The 26,873-nt window shown below is 39.6% G+C and carries 21 protein-coding genes and 2 pseudogenes; 14 read left to right on the top strand and 9 right to left on the bottom strand.

Going from position 1 to position 26,873, the window contains the following annotated elements; all coding sequences use genetic code 11:
* Positions 1-120: 120 nt before the first annotated feature.
* From MUB24_RS12230 to MUB24_RS12200, 7 genes are all read left to right on the top strand, one after another.
* Entirely contained in the window at positions 121-1,008 is an 888-nt protein-coding gene (locus MUB24_RS12230; RefSeq protein ID WP_244704420.1) for a DMT family transporter, read from the top strand.
* A 390-nt stretch (positions 1,009-1,398) separates the two neighbouring features.
* Positions 1,399-4,179: a DEAD/DEAH box helicase gene (locus tag MUB24_RS12225; RefSeq protein WP_244704418.1), complete on the top strand. Its 2,781-nt coding sequence runs from the start codon at positions 1,399-1,401 to the stop codon at positions 4,177-4,179.
* A gap of 335 nt (positions 4,180-4,514) precedes the next feature.
* The gene (locus MUB24_RS12220; RefSeq protein WP_244704416.1) at positions 4,515-4,781 is read left to right on the top strand and encodes a phosphocarrier protein HPr; all 267 of its coding nucleotides are present in this window, start codon (positions 4,515-4,517) and stop codon (positions 4,779-4,781) included.
* A gap of 495 nt (positions 4,782-5,276) precedes the next feature.
* Complete coding sequence (gene licT, locus MUB24_RS12215) at positions 5,277-6,134, top strand: BglG family transcription antiterminator LicT (protein ID WP_244704414.1); 858 nt, start codon at positions 5,277-5,279, stop codon at positions 6,132-6,134.
* Between the two features lie 126 nt (positions 6,135-6,260).
* On the top strand, positions 6,261-8,126 hold the full coding sequence (locus MUB24_RS12210) for a beta-glucoside-specific PTS transporter subunit IIABC (protein WP_244704412.1): 1,866 nt from the start codon (positions 6,261-6,263) through the stop codon (positions 8,124-8,126).
* Between the two features lie 28 nt (positions 8,127-8,154).
* Positions 8,155-9,603 (top strand): glycoside hydrolase family 1 protein, encoded by a 1,449-nt coding sequence (locus MUB24_RS12205; protein ID WP_244704410.1) that lies wholly within the window; start codon positions 8,155-8,157, stop codon positions 9,601-9,603.
* A 727-nt stretch (positions 9,604-10,330) separates the two neighbouring features.
* A complete protein-coding gene (locus MUB24_RS12200) occupies positions 10,331-10,540 on the top strand; it encodes a hypothetical protein (protein ID WP_244704408.1) in 210 nt (69 codons plus the stop codon).
* 245 nt (positions 10,541-10,785) lie between these two features.
* Here MUB24_RS12200 and MUB24_RS12195 read toward each other — a convergent pair whose 3' ends face one another.
* The 7 genes from MUB24_RS12195 to MUB24_RS12165 all read right to left on the bottom strand — a co-directional run bounded on the left by MUB24_RS12195 (position 10,786) and on the right by MUB24_RS12165 (position 16,661).
* Complete coding sequence (locus MUB24_RS12195; protein ID WP_244704406.1) at positions 10,786-11,127, bottom strand: DUF1811 family protein; 342 nt, start codon at positions 11,125-11,127, stop codon at positions 10,786-10,788.
* A gap of 378 nt (positions 11,128-11,505) precedes the next feature.
* Positions 11,506-11,928 carry an organic hydroperoxide resistance protein gene (locus tag MUB24_RS12190; protein WP_244704404.1) on the bottom strand — a complete coding sequence of 141 codons (423 nt, stop codon included), beginning with the start codon at positions 11,926-11,928 and terminating at the stop codon, positions 11,506-11,508.
* Between the two features lie 73 nt (positions 11,929-12,001).
* On the bottom strand, positions 12,002-13,282 hold the full coding sequence (locus tag MUB24_RS12185; RefSeq protein WP_244704402.1) for a cadherin-like beta sandwich domain-containing protein: 1,281 nt from the start codon (positions 13,280-13,282) through the stop codon (positions 12,002-12,004).
* Positions 13,283-13,299: 17 nt separating this feature from the next.
* The gene (locus MUB24_RS12180) at positions 13,300-13,749 is read right to left on the bottom strand and encodes a hypothetical protein (RefSeq protein ID WP_244704400.1); all 450 of its coding nucleotides are present in this window, start codon (positions 13,747-13,749) and stop codon (positions 13,300-13,302) included.
* 59 nt (positions 13,750-13,808) lie between these two features.
* On the bottom strand, positions 13,809-14,978 hold the full coding sequence (locus MUB24_RS12175; RefSeq protein ID WP_244704398.1) for an ABC transporter permease: 1,170 nt from the start codon (positions 14,976-14,978) through the stop codon (positions 13,809-13,811).
* Positions 14,929-15,666, bottom strand: coding sequence for an ABC transporter ATP-binding protein (locus tag MUB24_RS12170; protein WP_244704396.1), 738 nt, complete (start codon positions 15,664-15,666; stop codon positions 14,929-14,931). The genes MUB24_RS12175 and MUB24_RS12170 overlap by 50 nt, the downstream gene beginning before the upstream one ends.
* Positions 15,666-16,661 carry an HlyD family efflux transporter periplasmic adaptor subunit gene (locus MUB24_RS12165; protein WP_244704394.1) on the bottom strand — a complete coding sequence of 332 codons (996 nt, stop codon included), beginning with the start codon at positions 16,659-16,661 and terminating at the stop codon, positions 15,666-15,668. Before MUB24_RS12165 ends, MUB24_RS12170 begins: the two co-directional genes overlap by 1 nt.
* 226 nt (positions 16,662-16,887) lie before the next feature.
* On the opposite strand from MUB24_RS12165, the gene MUB24_RS12160 reads away from it, so the two are divergent.
* The 7 genes and pseudogenes from MUB24_RS12160 (at position 16,888) to MUB24_RS12125 (ending at position 25,900) form a co-directional block, all read left to right on the top strand.
* Positions 16,888-17,571: a response regulator transcription factor gene (locus MUB24_RS12160; RefSeq protein ID WP_244704392.1), complete on the top strand. Its 684-nt coding sequence runs from the start codon at positions 16,888-16,890 to the stop codon at positions 17,569-17,571.
* Between the two features lie 52 nt (positions 17,572-17,623).
* Entirely contained in the window at positions 17,624-18,991 is a 1,368-nt protein-coding gene (locus MUB24_RS12155) for a HAMP domain-containing sensor histidine kinase (protein ID WP_244704390.1), read from the top strand.
* A gap of 532 nt (positions 18,992-19,523) precedes the next feature.
* Positions 19,524-21,086, top strand: a complete 1,563-nt coding sequence (gene sdaAA / locus MUB24_RS23490; protein ID WP_313898448.1) for an L-serine ammonia-lyase, iron-sulfur-dependent, subunit alpha — start codon at positions 19,524-19,526, stop codon at positions 21,084-21,086.
* Positions 21,087-21,355: 269 nt separating this feature from the next.
* Positions 21,356-21,664, top strand: a pseudogene (locus MUB24_RS12140) (nitrilotriacetate monooxygenase); the annotation flags it as partial.
* A 185-nt stretch (positions 21,665-21,849) separates the two neighbouring features.
* The gene (locus tag MUB24_RS12135) at positions 21,850-22,311 is read left to right on the top strand and encodes a PadR family transcriptional regulator (RefSeq protein WP_244704388.1); all 462 of its coding nucleotides are present in this window, start codon (positions 21,850-21,852) and stop codon (positions 22,309-22,311) included.
* Between the two features lie 11 nt (positions 22,312-22,322).
* Positions 22,323-24,062 (top strand): ABC transporter ATP-binding protein, encoded by a 1,740-nt coding sequence (locus MUB24_RS12130; protein ID WP_244704387.1) that lies wholly within the window; start codon positions 22,323-22,325, stop codon positions 24,060-24,062.
* A gap of 32 nt (positions 24,063-24,094) precedes the next feature.
* Positions 24,095-25,900 (top strand): ABC transporter ATP-binding protein, encoded by a 1,806-nt coding sequence (locus tag MUB24_RS12125; RefSeq protein ID WP_244704483.1) that lies wholly within the window; start codon positions 24,095-24,097, stop codon positions 25,898-25,900.
* 84 nt (positions 25,901-25,984) lie between these two features.
* Here the strand turns inward: MUB24_RS12125 and MUB24_RS23665 are convergent, their stop codons facing one another.
* Entirely contained in the window at positions 25,985-26,155 is a 171-nt protein-coding gene (locus MUB24_RS23665) for a helix-turn-helix domain-containing protein (protein ID WP_396426746.1), read from the bottom strand.
* Positions 26,142-26,216, bottom strand: a pseudogene (locus MUB24_RS23660) (AraC family transcriptional regulator); the annotation flags it as partial. The gene MUB24_RS23665 and the pseudogene MUB24_RS23660, both read right to left, overlap by 14 nt.
* Positions 26,217-26,873: the final 657 nt, after the last annotated feature.

Raw genomic sequence — 26,873 nt, 5'->3', positions numbered from 1 at the left:
GTTTTACGAATGAAAACTTCTATAAATATATATTAGACACTTATTCATTCTTATTGTAGAGTTTTTTTAGAAGAAACGAAAGAAGTTATATCTATTTAAAGTGAGGAGAAAACCGTCTACATGTATATTTATATGGTTATTTTATGTCTAATATGGGGATTTAATTTTGTCATCATGAAGCTAGGAAATGGTTTTTTCCCACCTGGAGAGTTTGCGACACTAAGATTTTTAACGGGGTCATTCGTATTGATATGTATATGTGTATTGAAAAAAACACCTTTGCCCCATAAATCTGATTTAAAGTGGCTTGTTTTATGCGGACTGCTCCAAACAGCTTATTTCAATATCGCGATTCAAATATCACTGAATTATATTAGTGCCGGCCTAACCTCGGTGTTAACCTACAGTATGCCACTTTTCTTATCTCTTATGGCTCATAAATGGATTCCTGGAGAACGTCTGACAACCAAAAAGACATTGGGCATCGCGATCGGGATCATAGGACTGTTTGTTGCGATGGATATTCATGGGGGAGGATCCGTCTGGATTATGCTGTTAGGATTGAGCTCTGCTATTTCTTGGGCAATAGCTAATTTGATTTTTAAATTGAAATTAAAACACAGCGACAGCGTGCAATTTACGACATGGCAAATGTCGATCGGGACAATCGGGTTATTTCTCTACACTTTATTATTTGAGCATGGTGAATCTCAATGGGGAATCATGCCTCTCGTTTATATTATGTATTCTGGTATTGTTGCATCAGCGCTTGCCTTTGTGATGTGGAATTATATTTTGCGCCAAACAGAAGCAAGTAAAGCGTCGATTTCTTTATTATTTGTGCCTATCATGGGGGTTATTTGTGGTTATTTATTTTTAAATGAAAATTTAAGTCTCGTAACATTGGTGGGGATTTTTCTTGTGCTGGTAGGAATTCGCTATGTTAATAGTCCAAGTCCTCAAAAAAACCCTGTCAAGATATCGGATCAAATGGATCAAGCACTCTAGTTGCTAATCCTTATAAATTTCTGAACAAGACCATGGTTAAAGGACATGGTCTCATTCAGATAATTTAACTTTTTTCATGGCACTTGTGCTTTGACTCCTCAAATAAATTTACTCTATTTTTCTATTTACCCTGTACATGTTTCTTTATGCATAGTAATCAAATTTTTTATGCAAATCTTTTTCAACCTTAGGATCTCCAAATGACTTCCGTATTCGTTCATGCGCCTTGTGTAGCTTCAGAAATGCTTGGCCGTAACTATTCATTCAGCGTTGCTTTTGTTTAGGTCTTTTGTTTAAGGAAATTTCCAAACAAGTACGTTTAAAAATGTTATACTGGATATTAAAATGCGAATATTAAAAATAAAGACACGGGAGGAAGACTAGTCACATATGAAACTCATAGAGTTTTTTAAAAAGATTTTTGGTAGAAAACCGAAAGAGCAACCCCTTAGGCAATCAGAATCAGCCGATGTGCTCCTTCGTTATTTTATTGAGTTAGAGCATTATAATTTTATGGAATATAGTAAGAACTATATAACGATGAAGCAATTCCAAAGTTTTTTTACTGAAGAACCAGTACTTAGGCGAAGAGATTTTGTAACTTATAACGGAAAACCGATGGGTGATATGAGCATGTTCCTTGAAACGAAAGGGAGTCGAGTGAAAGGCGTATATTTAAGAGAGAAAAGTGCCTCCCTGTTTTATTTGCCAGTGGCGAAGGAGGAAGTTTTGCGTTACTTCGCCTCGCTTGCAAATAAAAGTAATTCCTTCATGGACTTCAAGGAAAAGCCGGACAGCTTTTTAATTCATGTAAAGTTGGATCATATGCTGAAAATCGATAAGGAAGCTGAGCAGAGAAGTCCGCTTGTGATCAGCCCAATCGTGAGGTTCCTGCTTAGGACTGGAAAAACATTAGAAGGCCTGCAGCATGAGCTGGAACAGGCGATTGGCGAGTTAACCCAAGATGAAGGATACGGAAGAATGGATCACGAGTTGGCATTTCAAGATGAGGAAGATCCTAACTTGCTGAAAGATCTGAAGTTCATCCATATTCGCTATCAAAATTGGCGACAATTAAATCATCTCATCCATGGCGTTTTGCAGTCATACCTTGCGCCTGTCCATCTACAAGGAGACGGTATCTTGCGATTCGGTGCGGATGCTTTTAACACTCACTATGAAATACTGACCTTTGACGAGTATGTGGGAATTAATAGTTTTTACTTAAAGGATTTGAAGGCTGTTCATACGGCTTTACATAAGAAGCAAATTGGCCAGGCTTTAAAGACCTATCTTGCTGCTGATCAGTGGGAGGTAACAAAGCAATCCAAGGAACAGGTCGATTTCTTTAGTCATTCTTCCATCACAGAGTGCAAGCGCATTTTAAGGCAGATGCCACCGGCAAAATGGCCTTCTAAATATCCACTTGGTTTAATGCAACAGGTAGCCTTAAATATAATTTTTGAGAAGTATAAGAAAGAAGACGGTTTTCTTTTTTCTGTTAATGGACCTCCAGGAACAGGAAAAACAACATTACTAAAGGATGTCTTTGCCAATATTTTGGTTGAAAAGGTTAAATTTTTGCAAAGGGAACAAGCCATTATAGAAGAAATAAAATATGGACCAGGAGAAGAGGATATATATTATACTTTTCATCCAAAACTGAAGGATTTTCGAATGCTTGTTGTCTCTAATAATAATGCTGCGGTAGAAAATATTAGTAAAGAATTACCAGAGGATGAGGTATTACTGGGAAATCACTATAGATTTTTTGGGAGCGGCCAATCCGAGTGGGGGACAATCTCAAGTGCACTAGGAAAAAAGAAGAACCGAGAGCAGTTTTTTGAAAAGATGATGCAGAAGCTGGAAGCGGGGATTCCGGAAATAGAGAAAGATAGAGATAGTCTCGAACAGATAGAGAAAAGCATACTGAAAAAAATTCAGGCGGCTAATACGGCAACTGGCTTGGATGATATTGATCATGAACAGTGGCAAAAATCTGAAGAACAGTATATCAATGTAGATGAAGGAAGCTTAATCCGCTGCGAAAGAAGTAAATTATTTGGACTGGCCATGGAGCAATATGAACAGTTTATTTATACGCATTTTGAAAAAATTAAGAAAAACATGGAGTTGGCACAACAATATATTGTAAATGGAAGACATCCATTGAGTGAAGATATAAATAATGAAAAACGCCAAGCCTTTATTCAGGCAATGTTTGATACGGTTTTTCTGATAAGTCCCATTCTCTCTTCCACTTTCGCGTCAATCGCCAGTTTTTTGAAAGACTTAAAAAAGGAAGATATCGGCTGGTTATTTATTGATGAAGCCGGACAGGCTAGCCCTCAATCAGCAGTCGGAGCCATTTGGCGCAGTAAGCGGGCAGTGGTTGTAGGGGATCCATTACAGATTCCACCAGTCGTTACTTTAAGTCATGATCAGCTCAAATTTATAGCGACCAACGGCGTTGGCATGGATGAAAAAGCAGCCTATTTCCATAAAGTGACAAGGCCTGAAGCGAGTGCCCAGGAATATGCTGATTTAAATAATAAGTATGGTGGCCAGATGGAGGACGATAGAGGGAATCGTATTTGGCTGGGATGTCCACTCAGGGTTCATCGCCGTTGTGCTGATCCCATGTTTACTATCTGTAATAAGACGACATATCAGAATAAAATGCTTTACGGTACCAAGCATGATAAGCTTGAAGACGGCAAGGTATATACGAGCCAGTGGCTACATGTACCTGGTCAAACTGCCCAAAAGGGGGACCACTTTGTACAAGAGCAAGCAGAACAAGCATTCAAAATTGCCCAAGATTACGTTGAGGAATATCCTCATAAAACGTGCTTTATGATTACTCCGTTTATGAGTGTCAAACAAGGTTTAGAGAGAATGAACAAGCAAATGTCTGTGTGCAATGTAAAAATTGGCACGGTCCATACTTTTCAAGGAAAAGAGGCTCCACTAGTCCTATTGGTTCTAGGGGTAAATGATGGCGAAAACGGTCCTCTACGCTGGGCGTCTGACACGCCAAACTTGCTAAATGTAGCGGCAAGCCGGGCAAAAGAATACTTTGTTGTAATTGGAAATAAAGAGACATGGGGAAAGGTGAAGTATTTTGAAGTTGCTTTGAAAGAATTAAATAAAACGGCAAACAATCCATAAACTCGAGATTTTAATAGGGAACTTTTTAAGCAAGTACATAAGCTATTAAGGGATAAAAATGTAGGTTTTTCCCCTGTTACAGGAAAACAATGCGGAAAAAAGTTTTGAGTGGTATCAGCAAGTTATCGAAACAAATGGTGATGATCTAAGGTAAACTTTTGAAGTTAGGTGGATATTTGTATATAATATATGTTGTTCAATCTTTTATAGGATTGTGACTGGTCATGGAGGCAAAACCTAGGTAAGTAATGTATATGCAAGCCATATATGTACTTATTTGGGTTTTTATTTTGCGACACTAGTACTATGATTTTATTTCTAAAGGAGAATTTGATATGTTAGAGAGAGCATTCACAATAACAGATGAGACAGGTATTCATGCACGTCCAGCGACAAATTTAGTAAAGGCAGCTAGTCAATTTCAGTCTGAGGTTACTCTCGAATATAAAGGGAGGCTAGCTAATTTGAAATCGATTATGTCGATCATGGCTATGGGAATTGGCAAGGATGCTGAGATTAAAGTGATTGCTGAGGGAAATGATGAAGAAGCGGCATTGAATCATATTGCCGAAACATTAAAAAATGAGGGGTTGGTTGACTAATGAACGTACTTGCGGGAATAGCTGCTTCAAGATGAATAGCTATCGCGAAGGCTTATCGTTTAGTAGAACCAGATCTAACTCCAGATTAAGCCCCACGTTATGCGTGGGAGAACAGAAACGGAAGTACCTTTACGTATGATAAAAAGTCCTCCTCCGCTATAATGACAAAGGTTTTCGCAAGCCAATGTCGGGCAGAACAGGGCTGAGTCAAACCACCCGTTGAACGGGTGGTCTGTGATTTTTGAGAAGAAACCGTATCCGATCCTACTGCAGAGGTGGACAGGCTCCAAGGAGCACTTGACGGATACATATTGACTGCGCTTACTCAACTGTGATAGTATAAAAGTAAATAGCGGATTGTTACTGATTAAATCAGGCAAAACCAATTATAAATTTTGAGTGCAAAAACCTTTTTGTTGCTCATTATTTATAATTGGTTTTTTTATTTTCTTCGGAAAGACTAAGTTATAGTCATAAAGTGAGGTGTTCATAATAATGATATTGAAACAAGCGTTCAATAATAATGTTGTACTGGCTGTTGACCATAATGGACAGGAAGTCGTTGTCATTGGAAAGGGAATCGGTTTTAAAAGGAAAAAGAACGAGGAGATTGATCAACAGCTTGTTGATAAAATTTATACCTTAGATTCATCTTCAAATAGCCATCCAATATTAAACATTTTAAATGAAATACCTCCTGAGATAATTTATTTAACGACCAAGATTATCTCATTAGGAGAGAAAATTCTAGATAAGAAATTCAACGATGCATTTTTAATTACTTTGTCAGATCATCTGAACTTTGCAATTAAAAGAGCAGAAAATCAGTTGTTTATAAAAAATCCACTTCATTGGGAAGTAAAGAGTTTATATAAAAAGGAATTTCAAGTGGGTGAACGAGCCGTACAAATGATCTTGGAACAAACTGGCCAGGAAATGCCTGCTACAGAAGCGACGGCGATTGCGTTACACTTTGTGAATGCACAATCTGGAATTGAAGGTATGCCAGAGACTATTAAGATAACTGAAATTACCAATAAAATTCTTGATATTATTAGTTATCATTTTCAAGTGAACTTAGAAGAGGACTCATTGAATTTCTCAAGATTCTTAACCCATTTACGTTATTTTATCTTAAGACATCTTGAGAAAAAGTTAATTCGGACGAATTCTGCAAGTTCTATTTTTACCTTGGTGACCCAGCAGAATCCGCAAATCTACCAATGTGTGTTAAAGATTGCAAAATATTTGCGTTTAGAATATGGATGGAATATATCTGACGATGAAATGACCTATTTAATTCTTCATATCCAAAGAATGACTTCACGGATTACTAATAAAACGGACGAATAATTTAGGGTGTAACTGTTAAATCAGGCATTACCTAAACGTTCCCTAGAGTATGTAAAACAATTATGTATTCTAGGAAGCGTTTAGGTTTTTTTATGCTTCAATAGTAAAAAATTGGGAGTGAGAAAATTGAGTAATTCATCTTTGGCTCAGTCAATTATTGACAAAATAGGTGGAAAAGAAAATGTCAACAGAGCATGGCATTGTGTAACAAGACTTAGGTTTAATTTAGTGGATGAAGACAAGGTTGATATAGAGTCTATTAAAAAAAGTCCAGAAGTGTTTGGGGCCCAATTTCAAAATGGCCAGTTTCAGATTATTATCGGTAACAATGTAAGCAATGTATTTAAGGAAGTTGAAGGAATTATTGGGCAAGGTGGTTCGGTAGATACAGCGGATCAAGAGAAGGAAGAAAAGAAAAATCTCATTAGCCGTTTTCTTGATATGATTTCAGGGGTATTTTCACCAGTGATTCCAGCGATTGCTGGAGCAGGTATGATGAAAGGAATCCTTGCCTTATTACAAGTAATGGGGTGGATTTCTGTTGAGAGTGATGCCTATCAAGTATTCACCATTATTTCTGATGTTGCCTTTTATTTTTTACCATTTCTCCTAGCCGTATCTGCAGCTAGAAGGTTTAAAGTGAGTGAATATTTGGCGCTTGCGGTAACAGGCTCTCTATTGTACCCAACGATGACAAGTGGACTAGCAGAAGGTGCAAATGGATTAACTTTTTTAGGATTAACCATTCCTTTTAACACATATAGTGCATCAGTCATTCCGGTTATTCTGGCTGTTTGGGTTTTAAGTTATGTATATAAATTTATTAACGCTATTGTTCCAAAGATTTTACGTATTATTTTAACGCCCACACTAGTTCTATTAATTATGATCCCATTTACACTTATTGTTGCGGGCCCTATCGGATTTACGGTTGGTGATTATGTAGGAATTGTAATTGGCTGGCTTTTTGCTCATGGAGGTGCAATTGCGGGGGTTATCCTCGGTGGCTTATTGCCAATGTTTATCATAACTGGTATGCATTATGGATTTTTACCAATCTTTCTTCAGAATATTGGTAAGAATGGCTATGATACGGCAATCTTACCTTTGAACTTTATAAACAGCTTAGCGCAATCAGGTGCTGTGTTTGCTGTTGCATTACGCACAAAAGATAAAAAATTAAAATCAATTGCTGCTTCATCAGGCTTTTCTGCCTTATTAGGTGTTACAGAGCCGGCTTTATTTGGTGTGAATTTAAAATTGAAAAGGCCATTATATGCCACGATGATTGCCGGGGCTATTAGTGGGGGGTTCTCTGTCTTTTTCGCCGTTAAATGTTTTGGTGTAGTGGCACAAGGATTGCAAGCTCTTCCTGTCTATATTGATCCTGCTGATTCCAAAAATCTTATCTATGCCATTATTTCAGTAATAATAGCGTTTGTCGTTTCATTTGTTGCTACTTTGCTTTTAGGATTTGAAGATGTAAAGAATGAGGAAGAGGAGCAACAGGATAAAGTTATGGAAGAGTCTGGTAGCCGAGAATTTGAAATGTTTAGCCCGCTAGAAGGGAATGTCGTTCCGTTAGAAAGTGTACCTGATAAAACATTTTCAAGTAGTTTGATGGGACCGACCATAGCAATTCAACCTCAAACAGGTGAAGTAGTTGCCCCTTTCTCAGGCGAAGTGGCTGTTGTATATCCTACTAAACATGCCATTGGTCTACGTTCAGACCAAGGAGTTGAAGCGCTCATTCATATCGGTCTTGAAACGGTCAATTTAGAGGGAAAACACTTTGAAACGATGGTCCAACAAGGTCAAAAGGTAACAAAAGGAAGTACTCTAGTAACGTTTGATCAAGAGGCAATTAAAGGTGAAGGATATAATCTTGTTACATTAATGATTATTACTAACAGCCATGAATTGAATGAAATGAAGTTTAGTAGAGAGCCTGGCTCTATTAAAAAGGGTGAGAAGCTCTTACAAGCCAAATAATAAAATTTATAACAAGGAGTGGAGAGTAATGAATAAAGAATTTCCAAAAGGGTTTTTATGGGGTGGCGCTACAGCTGCTAATCAATTAGAGGGTGGTTTTAATCTCGGAGGGAAAGGACTATCGACGGCTGATATGATTCCATTTATTCCGAAGCATGAGAGAACTAGTGATAATGCGGTCCATATCACTAGCCAGCAATTTAAGGATGCTTTAAATGAAAAAGATTATGGGATATATCCAAAGCGTTGGGGAGTAGATTTCTACCATCGCTATAAAGAAGATATTGCTTTATTTGCTGAGATGGGTTTTAAAGTATTTCGCATATCGATTTCTTGGGCAAGAATTTTCCCTAATGGAGATGACTCCACTCCAAATGAAGAAGGCTTAGCCTTTTATGATGATGTTTTTAATGAATTAGCCAAATACAATATCGAACCGTTAGTGACTCTTTCTCACTATGAAATGCCCGTCTCTTTAGTGGAGCGTTTCAATGGATGGACCGATCGTCGCTTAATTGATTTATTTGTTCATTTTGCTGAAACGGTATTTACCCGATATAAAAACAAAGTAAAGTATTGGTTAACCTTTAATGAGATTAATGCCATCGCTTTAGCGCCGTATAATGCGGGAGGTTTGATTCATGATCGACATGAGAATATGCAGCAAGCAATTTATCAAGCCCTGCACCATCAGTTTGTGGCTAGTGCACTTGCAGTAAAAGCATGTCGCAATATAATTCCTGGAGCACAGATCGGTTGTATGCTTGCCAGATTGGAGACTTATCCTGAAACATGTAATCCTCTTGATGTACTAAAAACTTTGAAGGAAGAACAACTGAATTTCTTTTATACAGATGTGCAAGTAAGAGGAAAATATCCTAATTATATGCAGCGATTCTTCAAGGAGAATCAAATTTCCTTTGTTACAGAACCGGGGGATGAAGAAATCCTGTTGGAGAATACAGTTGATTTTATTTCGTTCAGTTATTACATGTCCCTAGTCGAAAGTACTGGTCCACAAGGTGAAAGAGCTTCAGGAAATCTATTTTCAGGATTGAAAAATCCGTATCTGGAATCCTCAGAGTGGGGTTGGCAAATAGATGCTATTGGACTAAGGATTACACTGAATAAATTGTATGATCGCTACCAAGTACCTTTATTTGTCGTAGAAAATGGACTGGGTGCCATTGATAAATTCAATGATCAGGGTGAAATAGAGGACGATTATCGAATTGATTATTTGCGTAAACACATTATTCAAATGAGAGAAGCAATTGAAGATGGTGTTGAATTAATGGGCTACACTAGCTGGGGACCAATTGACATTATAAGTGTCTCAACTTCAGAAATTAGTAAGCGGTATGGATTTATTTATGTAGATATAGATGATAGTGGTCAAGGAACATTTGATCGGAGAAAAAAGAAGAGCTTTTATTGGTACAAAAAGGTAATAGAGAGTAATGGCAAAAACTTATAGATGATCTGGCTAAAAGATTTAAGAAATATAGCTTTGAATGATATAAACACTTATAGAGTAACACAGCGGATGTACTAGAAGCTGTGAAAAAAATAGCCAGTAAAACAGGGAAATGCCCGGTATCATAGCAATGCTAAGTTGCTTTGGTTCCGGGCATTGTTTTGGTTATTGGCTGTTGATCTCCCATTCTAAACCCCATTTTTCCCCACAAACTCTTGAATGTAGAGATCGGGATAAATTTTTTTATTTCATAACTTTCGCCAAGACGCGGATATCGCCCGGACCTTTTTGGGATATTAAAAACTAAACGGTTTCCTATATAAAGTAGTGAGCTGTAACATTGAACTGAATAACAAAAAGATTCATTATGGTGGAAAACAGAACAAAAAGAAAAATAACAACACCTACTTATACGAACTACTACCCAAAATATGGCATTCAAAAAGAGCGCCTGTATTACTCAAGACCACTTTTATTTTCTGTTGTGATTCTAGTACAATTTCTAAATATGTTTAGATCATGTACTTTTAGATACAGGCTGTTCAACTACAAGCTTAGATACGGATGAAGTTAAACAAATAGGACTAATCATTGATCGTAAAAGTGGAGGTCTGAGAAAAATGTATGGAGGGGGAGAAAGTGAACTGTGTTGTGAGCAAACTGTAACACGTTTAGAAATTGATAACTGCCTGATGGATTCTTTTCCATTGCAACTCGGAAGGCTTCGGTGATTGTTTCCACGTTTGAAGTATCCAGCTCCAATGTTCTTTCTACTTTGGATTTTGCTGATCAGCCTTATATGTATCCTTATTATGCTCATGTACCAAGATATGCTTATAACGTGCAGCCTGGTAACTGGGCTTTGCCTAATGGGCAGGGCGTTTATTCTGATCGCTCTCCTTACAACAATGAGAATTTTTTAAGGGGATTATGGTAGAAAGCCATTTGCTGTAACTAGAGATACGAATCGACCGTAGGACAGAAAATCTAGAAAAATCAATTGAACGTCATTAGCTATTAATGGAGCACATACTCGTAATCTAGTGATGATAAAAGGGGGATCTTTACGTATTTATAGGAGCCCAACTTAGTTAAAATAAAAAATTATACAACAATATCAAAATAAAGGCCAAAATTTCAGATAAGGCTCAAACGAATTAAACAAACTAGGCACAAATACATTTAGGGACGTTCAGTTGTCTGACGTATTTGAGCAAGCAGTTTGCCTCGCTGTTCTTTATCCTTCTTTCCATCCTTTTTATCAATTGTGTATCCCCAAGCTGTTACCCCACTGATTTCAATAATTTCAAATAGATAATCTGGTTCCTCGATGATCTCGAATATATCCCCAGGTTGGAAATCTTCCGAGTTTAACATGAAGGAACGGACTAGCTCTATTTTTCGCTTATAGACGAGAATATGATTCGTTTTACCTTCCAACTGGGCTCGTTTTAATTTTTCCTTGAGAATTTCCACTTCTTCTTGTAATTGATCAAGGGAATAGGTTTTATATGGATGTGCCATTGTGTTACTCCTCTCATAGGTACTTCATGACGATGCAGATAAACTTATCATGCCATAATAGGGAGCATGGACGCAATTTAGTCATATCGACATTATGTGCATATAATGAGAAAAGCGCAAGGCGCCCGCCTAATGGATGAACGGCTAAGTTCGCGCCGTCCTGGCGCAACGCCGTTCTGACCAACATCCTGTTGGCCCGCGACAAGCAAATGTTCTGAGACAAGAAAAGTCCGATCTTGACTTTTATTGGCTCAGGTTATTTGACCTCGAGCCGATGGCGCCTGGAGCTAGATTCAGCACCAGCCAATTTTTATACTCTTATCTTTTAAGAAAGACTGTTGACGATTTGCTCGTCTACAGTCCGTCGCTAATAATAATTTACAGAACTTCTAACTTCACTTCGATATTGCCTCTTGTGGCCTTTGAATAAGGACAGAATTGGTGAGCTTTTTCAACTAAGTCTTCTAACTTATCCTTTTCTATGTCCGTTCCTTTCACCTGCAGGGTAACCGCTAGTTTGAAGCCTTGGTCTTCCTTGTCCTTAAGCAGGCTCACATTGGCTATGACCTCTGAGGAGAACTTAATATGTTCCTTGCTAGCGACTAGTTGTAAAGCACCGTCAAAACATGCAGCATACCCAGCTGCGAATAATTGTTCAGGGTTCGTAGATTGGTCTAATTCCTTGGCTCTAGAACTTCCTGGCATAGCTGTATCAAATTGAAGGACGTTATCAGATGAATGGACGTGACCTTCGCGGCCTCCTTTAGCGGTTGCTGTCGACGTAAATAGTATGTCTGACATGAAACATCAACTCCTCAAATGAATATTTTAACCCTTCTTACTATTTACCCTGTACATGTTTCTTTATGCATATCTAATCCAAGTCTTTATCAAATACCATTACATAGGTTTTCCTGTCATTTTCGCGTGTGATGACCACAGAAATAACTGTTTTTGCTTGGTTTTCAATCGCTACTGCTGCGCTGTTGGAAGGTTCATTTCCTTTTATAACAACTTTGGCATCACTTTCTTCCGGATTGGCGGTTATCGTCACCTTGGAAACATCCTTATTTACTGCGATATGGTAGGTATACGCATCAGAAGTAAAAGACTTGTTCCAGGTTCCTTCAGAAACGATCAGGGATTGGAGATTCGCTTTTGTACTGATTTCTTTGGTTGTCATAGTATTTCCTGACATTAAGGAGGCAGCTTTCAAATTGGTTTGATTACTTTGGGTTGTCTTCGCTCCCGTCGGTTGTTCTGGCAGTTGCTCATTTGCTTCTGCTTTGGTAGGTTTCACAGATATGGCGCTGGCATTAGCTTTTTGTTCGGTCTTAGGCATTCCGGACTGATTGTTTGCACTGTTTTTTTCAGTCTCCGTTGTTTTCGGTTGATTGTTCGCATCGGGCTTTTGTTTGGTCTCAGTTTTTTCGGAGGGATCATTGGCAGCTGATTTCTGCGCTTCCGCTTGTTTTTTCGCTCTCGTTATCGTTAATTTATATGTTCTTTTGGAGCCATTTTCGGCGGTTACCGTTATGTTGATGGTCGTTGTACCAACTGGAATCTCTACGACTTGTTCCGTCTCAACTAGATTCATTCCGTCTATTTCTACGCTTGAAGTATCCACCGCCACTTCAGGTTGGATTGTTATTTCACTAATCTTATTTTCCACCTTTACATGATAACTAGTTAGATCTGGATCAAACTCTATGCTCCCACCAGACAATGTAAGTTTTGCTAGTTGATTATTTTCGTTTTTGGCACGATTTACCGTGATCGTATAGGTATTCACTTCTTTCTCATTTATAACCGTAATGGTAAAAATGTTCTCTCCCGTTTCTATTGGCAGACTTGTTTTCTTAGCATTTCCAATGGATTTCCCGTTAATTGTGACAGTTGCGGACGCTTCTTCTGCCTCTGCCTGTATCGTTATTGTTTTTATATGATTTGCGACATCTGCTGTATACGTTGTTGTCGTAGGGGAAAAGGATTGGTCCAGTTGAAATTCATCAATCTTTATTGATGCTAATTGTGGAGGTCCTTCCGATTGAGCGACCTCCTCCGCCCTTATAGGACTAATAGGATAAGGTGTTATATTTGCAAGTCCAATGATGGTTCCAATTGCAATGATTTTCATTCTTTTATTTAATTCCAATTTACTTGCACCCTCTCTTAATTGACCGACTGATATTTTCTTCTTAATAGGATAGATAGAATCAACCAAATAAGCGCGAGACCGAGAGAGAAAATATTCATGATAAGACCTGGGATTCCGTTAGCAAAGTTTCGTAGAGCTGCAGCAAAGGATCCAGGCTGGTTCATTGGCTGCTCATTAAAGTGAGGCATTTGTCCATTTTCTGGTCTCTTCGCCGTTTCATCATTAGACGCAGAGTTAGATGTTTCTTCATTATTCGAGTCAGAATGATCGGCATCTTCTGTATTCTGGCTGTTCATTTGCGGTGGATTACCCGCAAATCTACCATCTTCATTGCCATTTATTCTGTCCATCCTCGGGAAATTTGGTTGTGCGCTAGTTTGTGTATAATTGATGATGCCAATGGTTGATTGCGCCATTAATAATGCCAAGGCTAACATTCCGATCCAGTTTTTTGTTTTTCGCATTTTTTGTCCTCCTCTAATTTTCCTCTTTTTTCGTAAGAACTGATTAAAGTTTTCCTGCACTATTCTTGACGTAAGGCGTGGATGGGATCTAATTTAGACGCTTTATTGGCAGGAAATACGCCAAAAATAATGCCTATCACGCAAGAGAATAGGAAAGCAAATAAGGTGACGGAAAGGGAATAGGCGACAGATATGCTAGAGAATAACTCGAGCGATTTTGAAATACTAAGACCTAACAAAATACCCAGTAAACCACCAAGCATACTTAGCACGACAGCTTCAATGAGGAATTGTAAAAGAATTGCTGTGCGTTTCGCGCCAATCGCTTTTCGAACTCCTATTTCTTTCGTTCTTTCTGAGACGGAGACAAGCATAATATTCATGACCCCTATTCCGCCGACAAGAAGGGAAATACTAGCAATCCCACCTAACATAAGTGTCATAGTGTCGGAAACGGAACCCATTGTTTCCATTAAATCTTCCTGGCTTGAAACAGAATAAGCATCACTGAGGTTAGGAAAGAGAGTTGTCATGGTTCCTTGAACTTGAAGCTTTGCTAAATTGACCATGTCTTCATTTTGAGTCTGCAAATAAATCGTCTCGATCGTTGTACTCTGAAGTAGTCTTTGGGTAGTGGAGAGAGGTGCAATGATGACATTGTCTCCACTTGTTCCTAGTGAACTACCCACTGACTTTAACACACCAACAACTGTATAGGACACACCATTTATTTTGAGACTTTCTCCTAGAGGGTTCGTTCTTGGAAAAAGAGACTCTGCTGTCTCGGCTCCTAATACAACCGTTTTTTGCCGTAATTCATGATCCATATCCGATATAAAACGCCCTTGACTTAGAGATAATCCTCTCACGGATAGAAAAGAGGAAGTTGTACCTGTTATGGAGACCTGTGTGGAATTTTCACCATGCTTGGCAAAGATTCTTCCAGATACAACAGGGGCAATTTCAGAAATTCCATTTAGTTCGTTGAATGACTCGAGTTGTTTTTCTTCCAGTTGTACAGAATCTGAGTCCGTCACACTAAGTGTCAATAGATTTGTTCCGAGCTCGCCAATTTCTGCCGTTACAGACTGTGAAGAACCTTGTCCGACACCGACTAAAGTGATAACAGAAGCTACACCGATGATAATTCCAAGCATCGTCAGAAAGGATCTTAGTTTATTATTTTTGATACTTTTTAGCGCCATCTTGATGGATTCTAGTAGTTTCAAGCCAGTCCCCCCCATTTTCAAATAATTGACCGTCATGGATGCGCATAATTCGTTTCGCTTGTTTGGCTACTTCTAAGTCATGCGTAATTAAAACAATAATATGGCCTTTTTCATTTAACTCCTTTAATAGTTGCAAGACTTCTTTACTCGTTTTACTATCCAATGCCCCAGTAGGTTCATCGGCGAGCAGGATGAGCGGATCTCCAGCCAATGCTCTCGCAATCGCGACTCTTTGTTGTTGTCCACCTGAAAGCTGGGTTGGCAAATGATGTTGCCGTTCTTTTAATCCAACTAACTGCAGACAATGAATCGCCTTCTCTCGCCGCTCTTTTCCAGTTAAACCTCGATAGATCAGAGGAAGTTCTACATTTTCTAAGGCCGTTAGTTTATTTAAGAGATTAAAATTTTGAAAGATAAAACCAATCTTCCCATTGCGTATTGCCGCAAGTTCATTATCATTCATCTTCGCCACATTTTTTTCATCGATTAAGTATTTTCCAGAATCGGGTTTATCGAGACACCCGATCATATTCATGAAGGTGGACTTCCCTGAACCTGATGGGCCAATTATGGAGATGAAGTCCCCCATATTGATTTGAAGGGAGACATCTTGCAGGGCATGGATTGTTTCTCCACCAAGCTCATAGGATTTTTTTAAATTTTTAATTTCAATAACGGAATTTGCCATTATTGACCACCTCTGCCTGAACCACCAGGGAATCCTTGGCCACCACTGCCGCCTGGGGCTCCGCCAGAAGGAAATACTTGGCCACCGCCACCACTAGGGAATCCTTGGCCTCTATCACCACCAGGAAATCCCTGATTTTCTCTTTGATTTCCAGATGAAATGGATAGAGGGAGTTGAATCGTTTGTCCTTCCGTTAATCCAGAGACGATTTCAATATTTTGATCATCATTGATCCCTGTTTCCACAACTTGTTTTGTTGTTTCAGCGTCTGTATTATTGCTTGAGGTAGCTTCCTGAACATTGACATATTTTTGATCGCGATCAATTTGAACGGCCTCAATGGGAACGTAAAGGACATCTTTTTTGCTTTCCGTTGTGATTTTCACTTCGCTGGACATGCCAATCAATAATTCCTTTGGATCTTTTATTTGTACAGTTACATCAAAGCTTGAAACCCCGTTATTGGCCGTTCCTTCCGCTGCTACTTTTGTCACAGTGCCTGTAAATGTTTCATCAGGAAAGGCATCAACGGCCAATTCAGCTGTTTGTCCTTCTTTAATACTTGTGATATCAAGCTCGTCCACACTAATGACGGATTGTAATGTTTTATAATCTGTTATATGCCCAACTACTTGGGTCGACTGAACACGGCTTCCATCTTCAATATCTAACGAAGTTATCGTTCCGGCATGAGGAGCGGTAATGGGGTCACTGCCATCTGTAAACGTAGCGAGTTCATCCCCTTTTTTAACGATCTCCTTTTCCTCCACTAATACTTCGTCAATGATTCCTTCAGAAGTTGAGGTAATATCAGAACTATTAATGGATGATATAGAACCAGATCCACTAACTTGAACGTTGATATCCCCTTTTTGTACGGTAGATGTGATACTTCTCTCTTCTTGAGGTGCTGCTATTTTTTTACTATGATAAAACCAAAAACTGCCTCCTACGATAATTAAAATGATGACACCGATCGATATCCATTTTTTCACTATCCTGTCTCCTCCTTCTAGAACTGCTTCCTGTTATAACCTTTTGTGTTCAGGTTGGCCAACTCAATATGGCTAGTGTAGAGGCTAATTGTGTCAGGTAAATGTCAAGGGAATAATTTTTTGAACAGACTTTTTCGTATAATGGACTTTTGGCTGACTTATTTGTTTGATAATGTTATAAGGACAAGATTTGCGAAAAAAAACAGACTAGGTGGTGACGGAGCGAATGGCACCGGTCAAGATATTAGTGGTAGAAGATGAATTTGCGATTAGTCGGGTTTTGAAAGTCTATTTACAGAAAGCTCACTTTGAGGTTGAACAGGCTTTTGATGGAGAAGAAGCATTGGAAAAATTTCATGTCGTATACCCTGATTTAGTTTTATTAGATGTTGTGCTTCCACAGAAAGATGGATGGGAGGTTTTAAAAGAAATTAGGAAGAGTAACAATTGTCCAGTGATTATGTTGACAGCGCTCGGTGATGTAAATTATCGGTTGGAAGGATTAGATAAGGGAGCAGATGATTATATCCCTAAACCGTTTGTTGCAGATGAGGTCGTTGCTCGAGTAAAGGCTGTGCTTAGACGTTCGAGAGAAGACCATACAAATCCTGTGAAACGCTTTGGACAATTAGAAATTAATATTAAGGCCCATCAAGTGCTAGTAGCGGGGAAAAATATAACTCTTACACCACGTGATTTATCTGTTCTCTTATTTTTAGCGGAAAATCCGAACCAAACCTTTACGAGAGAACAATTAATTGAACAAGTGTGGGGATGGGATTATGAAGGAAGTGATCGTGCCGTGGACCTTGCCATTAAACGGATTCGTAAGGCGTTGAAAGCTTGGCCGAATTCAGATGGAGAAATCAAAACACTACGGGGATTGGGGTATCAGTTAAGTGTTTATTAAAAATAAACCGCGAGTGTCCTTAAGGCGATACTGGATAAGTAGGTATCTATTAATGCTTTGTATTGGACTCATCGTCACGGCCATTATATCGGCACTTTGGATTCGGCATAGTACGTTAGAAAATCGCTTAAATATGATGGTTCTTCTGTCAGGTGATATCGCTGGGAGAATTTCAATGACAGATGAACAGGGGAAATCAAAGCCCTTTCCTGGTAAAAATCCACCTGCCCTTCCTCCTTCGAAACAAGAGGGGGGAAAGGATTTAATGCTGAACCCTTTTACCTATATTATCGATACAGAAGGGACGATTATTTCCAGTAATCGGTTAAGAGGGCCATTTGCGCAACAAATCCCTCCATCTGTTTTGCAAAATGAAAACACCATTCAAGAACATTTTTTAAATGATATGGATGTATATGTTGTAAAATCCCCTATAGAGATGGAAGAAGAGGTGATTGGTTGGGTTGTAATGGTGGAGTCAAAACAGAATTTATCAAGGGTAAAGCAAGAATATACTCAATTGGCCATCATGATTATCAGCTTGGCCTTACTGGGATGGGCTGCGATCTATATTTTAACAACGCGTTTGTCAAAGCCAATCAAAGACGTAGCGACTGCCGCTAAACATATAGCAGAAGGAAATTATCGAATTGACCTACCAAATAATAGTAAAGAAAAAGAAGTTTATGAACTGATTCATTCATTTGAAGAAATGACGAAAAAACTCGAAAGATTGGAATCACTTCGTACAGAGTTGTTGGCCGGTGTCACACACGAATTGAAAACGCCTGTTACTTCAATCAGTGGTTTGCTGCAAGCGATCAAAGATGGAGTCGTTACAGGAGAAGAAGCAAAGGAGTTTGTCAATCTTTCTCTTCATGAAACGGAAAAGATGAAAAAGATGGTAGAGGATTTGCTTGCCTTTAATCAATTTGCTGCAAAGGCTGTCGACGTAAATAAAAAGCGGCATGATCTAAATGATGTAGTAGAAGGAGCAGTATATAGCTGGAATGTTCCTCAAGATGAGAGAGGAACCAAAGTGAATCTCACCTTGTTGGGATCACCTGTTGAGGTAAATATAGATCCTATTCGTTTTCAGCAGATTATGACCAATCTGCTGAACAATGCCAAACAAGCCATGGATCAAGCGGGTGAGATTGATGTTACCCTTCACGAAGAAGCAGCACATATATTGATTGATGTAAAGGATGTTGGAAAAGGAATCCCAGCAGAAGAGCAACCCTTCATTTTCGAGCGTTTTTACCGTGGAGAAGGAAAAAAATATAAAGTAAGAGGTCTAGGGCTGGGGCTTTCTTTGAGTAAAATGATTGCTCAAGCCTTAGGAGGAGATTTAGTTTTACTAAAAAGTTCACCTAGCGGCACAGTCTTTCGCATATATCTGCCGAAAAATAACAGCTGATAACGGACTACTGAAAAACCACCGTTTTCGCTTTGAACTAAGAAAGTTATCGCCTTATCAGTTGATGATCGAATGTAAGCTTAGGTTGTAGTGGCAAGAAAAGATGAAGCTTCTTTATGCGTAAAAACCATATTCTTTGTAAAAGAGGATGTTCAAAAAGTCCGGTAAAAAGACATAAGCGAATTTCTTCGTTGGCTTGTTTCTCCGCTGCTCATGTATTAGGAAAGGATCTTCCGCTAAAACCGCCCACGTCCTGTGGGCAACGCGGAAGTCAGTACATCCTGTACAAGTCCGCTGCTCAAAACTGCGCCGCCTCGAACTTCTTGGTCCTTTTTATCCTCCTTTTTGAACACGCACTAAAAATAAATTGATTTCACCTTATGCCTTCTAAAGGGGATTTTTTATATTCATTCATGATAAAATGAGAATAAAGGCAGCAAAAGCATGGCAGCGGTTGTTACAGAATATTTCGGATAAGAATAAACAAAGTTGCTTGTAGTACGAGAACCGTCTTCTTTAAAGGAGTGATGACATGTCTTTTACAAGTTTAAAAGAATTAATTGAACTTGCAGGGAAGGAAAAGACAACCATTTCGGAATTGATGATCAAAACTGAGGTGGAACAGAAAGGTGATCGAAGAGAGACGATCATCGAAAAAATGTCGGAACAATTCACGGTGATGGAAGAGGCTGTCCGCAAAGGGACAATAAGTCCTGTTATGTCCCGGACTGGTTTGACGGGGGGCGATGGGAACCGTCTTTATCAATATGCCAAAAATGGAAACTCCATTATCAATCCTATAACATTACATGTTGCAGCAAATGCGCTTGCGGTATCAGAAGTAAATGCGGCAATGGGGCGGATTGTGGCGACGCCGACAGCCGGTTCAGCCGGAATCTTGCCAGCTGTACTTGTTCATGCCCTTGACAGCGGGAACTTCACTCGTGCACAGATCGTAAAGTCGTTATTCACTGCCTCTGCCCTCGGTCTAGTCGTGGCCAATAAAGCCTCCATATCAGGGGCTGCTGGCGGATGCCAGGCCGAAGTCGGATCAGCAACCGCAATGGCAGCAGGTACTTTAGTTGAGCTTGCCGGCGGAACGCCAGAGCAGGTGGGAAATGCTGTTGGCATTGCTTTAAAAAATTCGCTCGGATTAGTGTGTGATCCGGTTGCCGGGCTGGTGGAAATCCCCTGTATCATTCGTAACGGTTTACATGCCCTTACGGCGGAAGCCGCAGCAGATATGGCTTTAGCTGGAATAGCAAGCATCATTCCTCCAGATGAAGTGGTTCATGTGATGCATGAAGTCGGACAGCAAATGCCCGAATCGTTGAGAGAAACCGGGATCGGTGGTCTTGCAGGAACACCAACAGGGCAAAAGTTAAAAGAGCAGATTCTAAGCAAAAAAACTAGTGATGGCGGGCCCGCAAAATACCAAAGTGCGTATGAAATCATCGGACCCGTCATGGTTGGCCCTTCAAGTTCGCATACGGCTGGAGCTGTCCGAATCGGGAATATTTCCCGCCAACTATTAAATGAAAATCCATTGTATGTAAAGTTCTCACTGATGGGTTCCTTCGCTGAAACCTATCAAGGACATGGGACAGACTTAGCACTATTAGCAGGTGTTTTAGGGTTGTCCACAATGGATGATGGCATTCCAAACGCCAAAAAAATGGCTGAACAACATGGGTTACAATATGAATTCACGAAACGGGTGCTCGGAAGCTATCACCCCAATACTGTTCTTGTCGAATTGGAGGGGGCAACACGCCGTGTCAAGGTACTTGCAAGTTCCTTAGGTGGCGGTAAAGTGGAGGTTCAAGAATTAGAGGATTATCCGTTAAAATTTTCTGGTGAACGGCCAACACTTGTGATCCGCCATAATGACCGTAAAGGGGTTATTGCAGAATTATCGAGAGCTCTTTATCAAAAAGGGTTTAACATTGCGAGTATGGTGAATGAGCGTTCAAAAATGAATGGTCCTGCGATAACAGTTTGTGAACTTGACAATAAAATCGAAGAAAATGTATTAGCTGTATTAAAAAAGGAGATTCCGATTATTGACGAAATTGTCTTGGTTCAAACGAAGTAGTTTTCTACTAAGTGTTCGTTCCTCTTCAAAAATATTGACGTTTTTATAAGTTATCACCCTAATAAATTGCTCAATTGGGTTTGATAAAGGAAATAAAAACCCTCATTCTTGTTACAGTGAACCATATCATAAATAATGGGTAAGGGACTCCAATTGAGGTAGTCCCTTTTCTACACCTGTCTTTTTCATTTAAATCAGAATTTAAACGTAGTTTCGATATTAGAAAAATCAACGTTTGAACCACTTTTCTAGTAGGTAATGGAATAAATAAACGGTTGCTAGGGGAGCTTAGTCCTGAAGATGTTGGAATATCTTTATTGTCTAATTTGATTAGTTTTGATTTATCTGGGTATCCAATCGATGGCCCATTACCTAAATTACCCAAAATAGAGGAGATTAACGGAGCTAAAACCCGTTTTAAATTAGTAAAGGATCTTGCTGAACGTGAAGGCCTGACCATTCGTCAATTGTATCAACGAATTGCCGGAGCAAGAGAACACAGAGAGATCAAGGGCACACCAGAACTAATTGCTGATCAATTACAATTGTGGTTTGAGAACGATGCAGCGGATGGTTTTTTTGTTGCTTAACTATTCTTTTAGTCTAAGTGTTAGGTTTTTAGACAAAACTAGAACGTTTAGTACAGGATTTGTCCTAAACAGGCAAGTCCTTTTTATTTAGTATAAAAATAGATCCGTATATTACGATTGATATTTTCCGATATATCGTTTATTATTATCGATATAATAAAGGGGGCTAGAAAATGAGAAGACGAAGAGGCTTTGTCCCATTGGCTATTTTGCATTTATTGGCAGAGGAATCGATGCATGGTTATCAAATTATGAAGGAATTGGAAGAGCGCTCCGGTGGTGCCTACTCGGCAAGTGCGGGCACGGTCTATCCCGCCCTTCAGGAATTATTGGATCAAAACTTGATTGAATTGGATACTGGATTGGATAAAAAGGTTTATTCCATCAGTGAGAGTGGCCGGAAGCGGTTAGAGGAGAGGGCCCTCCATGAGGAGGATGATTTCTGGGTTGAATGGAAAGAGAGAATGATCTGGAGGAATTCCAAGGAGTCCATGCAACTGCGGGAGGCCGTAAAATGTTGGGAAAAGGAACTCCGAAAAGCGATGAAGCAAACACGTGGGAATCCCGAAGGTGCGCTGGAATTAGTCGCCTTTATCAATGAAATGACCGATCTTTTGAAAAAGAAAAATAAGTAAGGGGAAATTTCATGAATTCGATAAAAAAATTACTAAAATATTTGAAACCCTACACCATTTTTGCTATTTTAGGCCCGCTTCTCATGTGTATGGAAGTAATGATGGATCTTTTACAACCCACATTTATGCAGAAGATGATTGATGTAGGAATTGCCAATCAAGATAATGGTTATGTGATCAGATTAGGACTTATCACGTTAGTAAGTGCGTTTATTGGTCTAATTGGGGGAGCGGGAAGTTCTGTTTATGCGGCAAAAGCGGCTGTCCATTTTGCGACGGATATCCGGCGAGAAGTGTTCAGGAAGACGGAACGATTTTCCAATCAAAATATCGATTCTTTTGGTACGGGGAAATTAATTACGATTTTGACGAATGATATTTCTACCCTGCAACAGGCAGTGATAATGACATTGCGTATTTTTGTCAGGGGACCTTTGCTTTTTATCGGCTCTATCGTCATTGTCTGGTTTACAGCACGGGAGCTCTTTCCGATCTTGCTTGTCTCCATCCCGATTCTGATCGCTTTTATATATTATTTTTCGGTGAAGTCTGGGAAGCTTTTTACAAAGGTACAAAAGGCGATGGACCAAGTGAATACGAAGCTTCAGGAAATGTTGGCGGGTATTCGGGTCATTAAAGCCTTTGACCGTCATGAGTATGAAAAAAGCCATTTTAAGACAGTGAATGATTTGCTGACAAAGCGGAATATGACGGCTGAGCAACTTATCCTCACGTTAATGCCGATTATGATGTTGGTTGTCAATATGGGCATTATCGCCGGACTTTGGCTCGGTGTGATCAAGATCAATGAGGGCACATTACAAGTCGGGGTTATTTTAGCCTTTATTAATTACTTAAACATTATGATGAACGGATTAATGAGCAGCAGTAATGTGCTAATGCAAATCGCTCGTTCTTTTCCTTCTGCCGATCGGATTGTTCGAGTGCTTGACACAGGTATTGATATTACTGAAAGTGCATATCCAGTTGTCGATCATTCAATCCGAGGGGAGGTCGAATTTAGAGATGTTTATTTTAGCTATAGTAAAAATGGCGAGTACGTGCTGAAAAATATCTCGTTTACCGCTAAGGCTGGAGAGACCATTGGGATTATTGGGTCAACTGGCAGTGGGAAATCTACCCTTGTTAAGCTCATTCCTCGTCTGTATGATCCAGATTCAGGGGAGATTCTGATCGATGGGGTCGATGTGAAGGATTTGCCACTTGAGACACTCCGCTCAGCGATTGGATTTGTTCCGCAAAAAGCAATGTTGTTTTCTGGCATGATTGAGGAAAATTTCCGTTTTGGAAAAGAGGAAGCAACAGAGGAGGATATGGATGTTGCGGTACAATCAGCGGTTGCCAGCGAATTTATTGATCGATTGGATGGGAAATATCAACACCGGTTAATGCAAGGTGCGACCAATTTATCAGGGGGGCAAAAACAGCGCTTATCTATGGCCCGTGCGTTTATCCGAGAACCGAAGATATTAGTTCTCGATGACTCGACTTCAGCGATTGATGCATTATCGGAATTCGCGGTGCAACAGGCATTAGGAAGGGATTTTTCCAGTACGACAGTATTGATTATAGCCTCGAAAATATCTTCCGTTATGGATGCGGATCAGATTCTCGTTATGGGTGATGGCACAATTGAAGCGAGTGGGACACATGAAGAGTTATTAATGAAAAGTGATGTGTATCGTGATATCTATCACTCCCAAATCGGAAAGGAGGTTAAATCTGTATGAGTAAACCTGCTTCACAACCGACTCCTAATCTGATGAGCCGTGCCCGTGGTCCACGGGGATTTAGCGGCCCTGTTGTTAAGGCAAAGGACCCTATCGGAACAATCAAACGAATATGGCGTTATATGGAGAGACAGAAGGCAGCTTTAGTTGCATCGATTATATTTGTAATGATCACCACCTTACTAGGACTCCTTGCCCCATATATGATTGGTGTTATTGTCGATGAATATATTATTCCAAAAGACATCAGTGGAACGTTACGATTTTCGGGTATACTGGCGCTCGTCTATTTCGCTACGACCGTGTTTACATGGCTGCAAAATTTTATGATGGTCCGCGTTTCATTGCAAACGATTCGGAAAATGCGCCAAGATTTATTCGATAAGTTCCAAACATTATCACTGCGTTTTTTTGACAAACGTCAGGATGGAGACTTGATGAGCCGAGTAACGAATGATATCGACCAATTGAATAATGCATTGAGTCAAAGTGTGATCCAAATTTTTTCCTCTATTTTAATGGTGACAGGTGTAGGGATTGCGATGTTTTCTTTGAATTGGGTGCTTGCACTTGTGACGCTCCTTGTTATTCCGTTAATGATTTTTACGACGAAAAAATTGATTACTTACAGCAGTAGTTATTTTATTAAAAGACAAACGGATTTAGGGGAGTTAAATGGCTTTATAGAAGAGTCGATTTCAGGCAATGAAGTGATCACGCTTTTCGGGAAGGAAGAAAAAATTGATCGGCAATTTTCCGAGGTCAATGAACGGTTGCGTCATTCCGCCATGGCGGCCGATACGGTTTCTGGTTTTTTGGGTCCAGTCAATAACTTTATTAATAATCTAGGGCTTGGTTTCGTCATCGCGATTGGTGCAGTAATGACCGTGAATGAGCTGGCAACGGTCGGAATCATTGCGGCATTTGTGACATATTCCCGCCAATTCTTTCGACCGATTAACCAACTCTCGAATTTATTGAATACATTCCAGTCGGCGATCGCGGGTGCTGAGCGCGTATTTGAAGTGATGGATGAGACACCGGATTTAGTAGATAAGGAAGAAGCGGTTGTCGTAGATTCATTTAAAGGGGAAGTGGATTTTTCCCATGTTCACTTCGAGTATGATACCGGAAAGCCGATTTTGAAAGATATTGATTTTCAAGTGCAGGCAGGTGAAAGAATTGCGCTCGTTGGTCCGACCGGTTCCGGAAAGACAACGATCATCCATTTATTAATGCGATTTTATGATGTTACTGATGGGCAATTGAAAGTAGATGGCCGAGACATTCGCGATTATTCATTAAGTAGTTTGCGAAAGAGAATCGGAGTTGTACTGCAAGATACCTTCTTATTTTCTGGGACGATTATGGAAAATATTCGGTATGGACGTTTGGAAGCGACAGATGAAGAGGTGATTGCTGCGGCAAAAATGGCCTCGGCACACAACTACATTAAACATTTGCCTGAAGGGTATCATACACGGATTACCTCTGGTGGATCCAATTTAAGCCAAGGGCAACGTCAATTACTCGCGATTGCGAGAGCGATCTTAGCCGACTCCGATATTTTAATATTGGATGAAGCCACATCCAGCATTGATACCAATACGGAAATCGAAATCCAAAAAGGAATCAATCGGCTAACAGAAGGTCGAACAAGCTTTGTCATTGCTCACCGCTTGAAAACCATAGAAAATGCTGACCGCATATTCGTCATTCATCAAGGGGAAATTGTCGAATCTGGCTCACATCAGGAGCTTTTACAAAATAAAGGATTTTATTATAGTATGTATGAAAGTCAGTTTCATATTAGAGGGGAAGCCGCAAGGACATCTTGATGCGGGACTGTATGTGTACTAGGTTCTAAAATAATTCAGAGTTTTAGAACCTAGCATCTCCAAGATATTATACATTGTTTTAGATTAATTGCTTTTGCGATATCCTGCAGGCGTAGTTCCTATATATTTTTTAAAAGTGCGATAGAAGTGCGGGGTGCTGTCAAACCCACTCAGTTCTGCTATATAAGTCGCGGGATCATTTGTTTTCTTCCATAACTCTTTCGCTTTAGAAGTTCTCTTTTTATTTAAGTACACGGTGAGCCCCCATACCAGTTATTTGTTTAAACACTCTACTAAAATGTGCAGGACTAACATGAGCTTTCTCCGCTTATAAACTTAAGGATATATCCCCGTCAAGATGATCGTCAATGTACGTAAAACTTTCATTGATCCAGTAACAATTAAAATCTTCTTCTATTTTAAACTTATTTTCTATTTGTTTCACGCTATAGCGTGATGAGTAATTAATATAGCAGCATGAATAGAACCAGTTGTTTGTCACTTAACTCATTTTCAATATTATGCAGTGTAGGTAAGGGTGCTCTGTTGGGGTGAGGATCTAAAAAATTAATTTCTTGGCAAAACAAAAAAAGCATGGTAATATCATAAATGTAAATCGTAACCGTTACGTTTTATTTTAAACATAAACTGTAATTGCTACAGTTTAATTGATCATAGTTATAAATAAAATGTTTGGATCTAGCTCCAGCGCCTAGCCCCGAGAGGCTCGCAGGATGCGAGTCCATCGGCGTCGCGACAGGACGTCGCGCATTTAGCCGTTCATCCTATTCCATTAAGAGGCGCTTGCGCTTTTCCTAATAAGGTAGGAGTATAAAATTTGGCTAGTGTTAGGATCTAGCTCCAGGCGCCATCGGCTCGAGGTCAAATAACCTGAGACAATAAAAGTCAAGACCGGACTTTTATTGTCTCAGAACATTTGCTTGTCGCCGATAGGCGGGCGCCTTGCGCTTTT

This window comes from Lederbergia sp. NSJ-179 (assembly GCF_022867885.1).
Taxonomy (GTDB): Bacteria; Bacillota; Bacilli; order Bacillales; family Bacillaceae_C; genus Lederbergia.
This window is presented reverse-complemented; position numbering and strand designations above follow the sequence as displayed.

Excerpts from the sequence above, each read along its gene's own strand:
- MUB24_RS12230 (WP_244704420.1), top strand. The coding sequence starts at position 121 with ATGTATATTTATATGGTTATTTTATGTCTAATATGGGGATTTAATTTT.
- MUB24_RS12225 (WP_244704418.1), top strand. The coding sequence starts at position 1,399 with ATGAAACTCATAGAGTTTTTTAAAAAGATTTTTGGTAGAAAACCGAAA.
- MUB24_RS12220 (WP_244704416.1), top strand. The coding sequence starts at position 4,515 with ATGTTAGAGAGAGCATTCACAATAACAGATGAGACAGGTATTCATGCA.
- licT (WP_244704414.1), top strand. The coding sequence starts at position 5,277 with ATGATATTGAAACAAGCGTTCAATAATAATGTTGTACTGGCTGTTGAC.
- MUB24_RS12205 (WP_244704410.1), top strand. The coding sequence starts at position 8,155 with ATGAATAAAGAATTTCCAAAAGGGTTTTTATGGGGTGGCGCTACAGCT.
- MUB24_RS12195 (WP_244704406.1), bottom strand. The coding sequence starts at position 11,127 with ATGGCACATCCATATAAAACCTATTCCCTTGATCAATTACAAGAAGAA.
- MUB24_RS12190 (WP_244704404.1), bottom strand. The coding sequence starts at position 11,928 with ATGTCAGACATACTATTTACGTCGACAGCAACCGCTAAAGGAGGCCGC.
- MUB24_RS12180 (WP_244704400.1), bottom strand. The coding sequence starts at position 13,749 with ATGCGAAAAACAAAAAACTGGATCGGAATGTTAGCCTTGGCATTATTA.
- MUB24_RS12170 (WP_244704396.1), bottom strand. The coding sequence starts at position 15,666 with ATGGCAAATTCCGTTATTGAAATTAAAAATTTAAAAAAATCCTATGAG.
- MUB24_RS12160 (WP_244704392.1), top strand. The coding sequence starts at position 16,888 with ATGGCACCGGTCAAGATATTAGTGGTAGAAGATGAATTTGCGATTAGT.
- MUB24_RS12155 (WP_244704390.1), top strand. The coding sequence starts at position 17,624 with ATGCTTTGTATTGGACTCATCGTCACGGCCATTATATCGGCACTTTGG.
- sdaAA (WP_313898448.1), top strand. The coding sequence starts at position 19,524 with ATGTCTTTTACAAGTTTAAAAGAATTAATTGAACTTGCAGGGAAGGAA.
- MUB24_RS12135 (WP_244704388.1), top strand. The coding sequence starts at position 21,850 with ATGAGAAGACGAAGAGGCTTTGTCCCATTGGCTATTTTGCATTTATTG.
- MUB24_RS12130 (WP_244704387.1), top strand. The coding sequence starts at position 22,323 with ATGAATTCGATAAAAAAATTACTAAAATATTTGAAACCCTACACCATT.
- MUB24_RS12125 (WP_244704483.1), top strand. The coding sequence starts at position 24,095 with ATGAGCCGTGCCCGTGGTCCACGGGGATTTAGCGGCCCTGTTGTTAAG.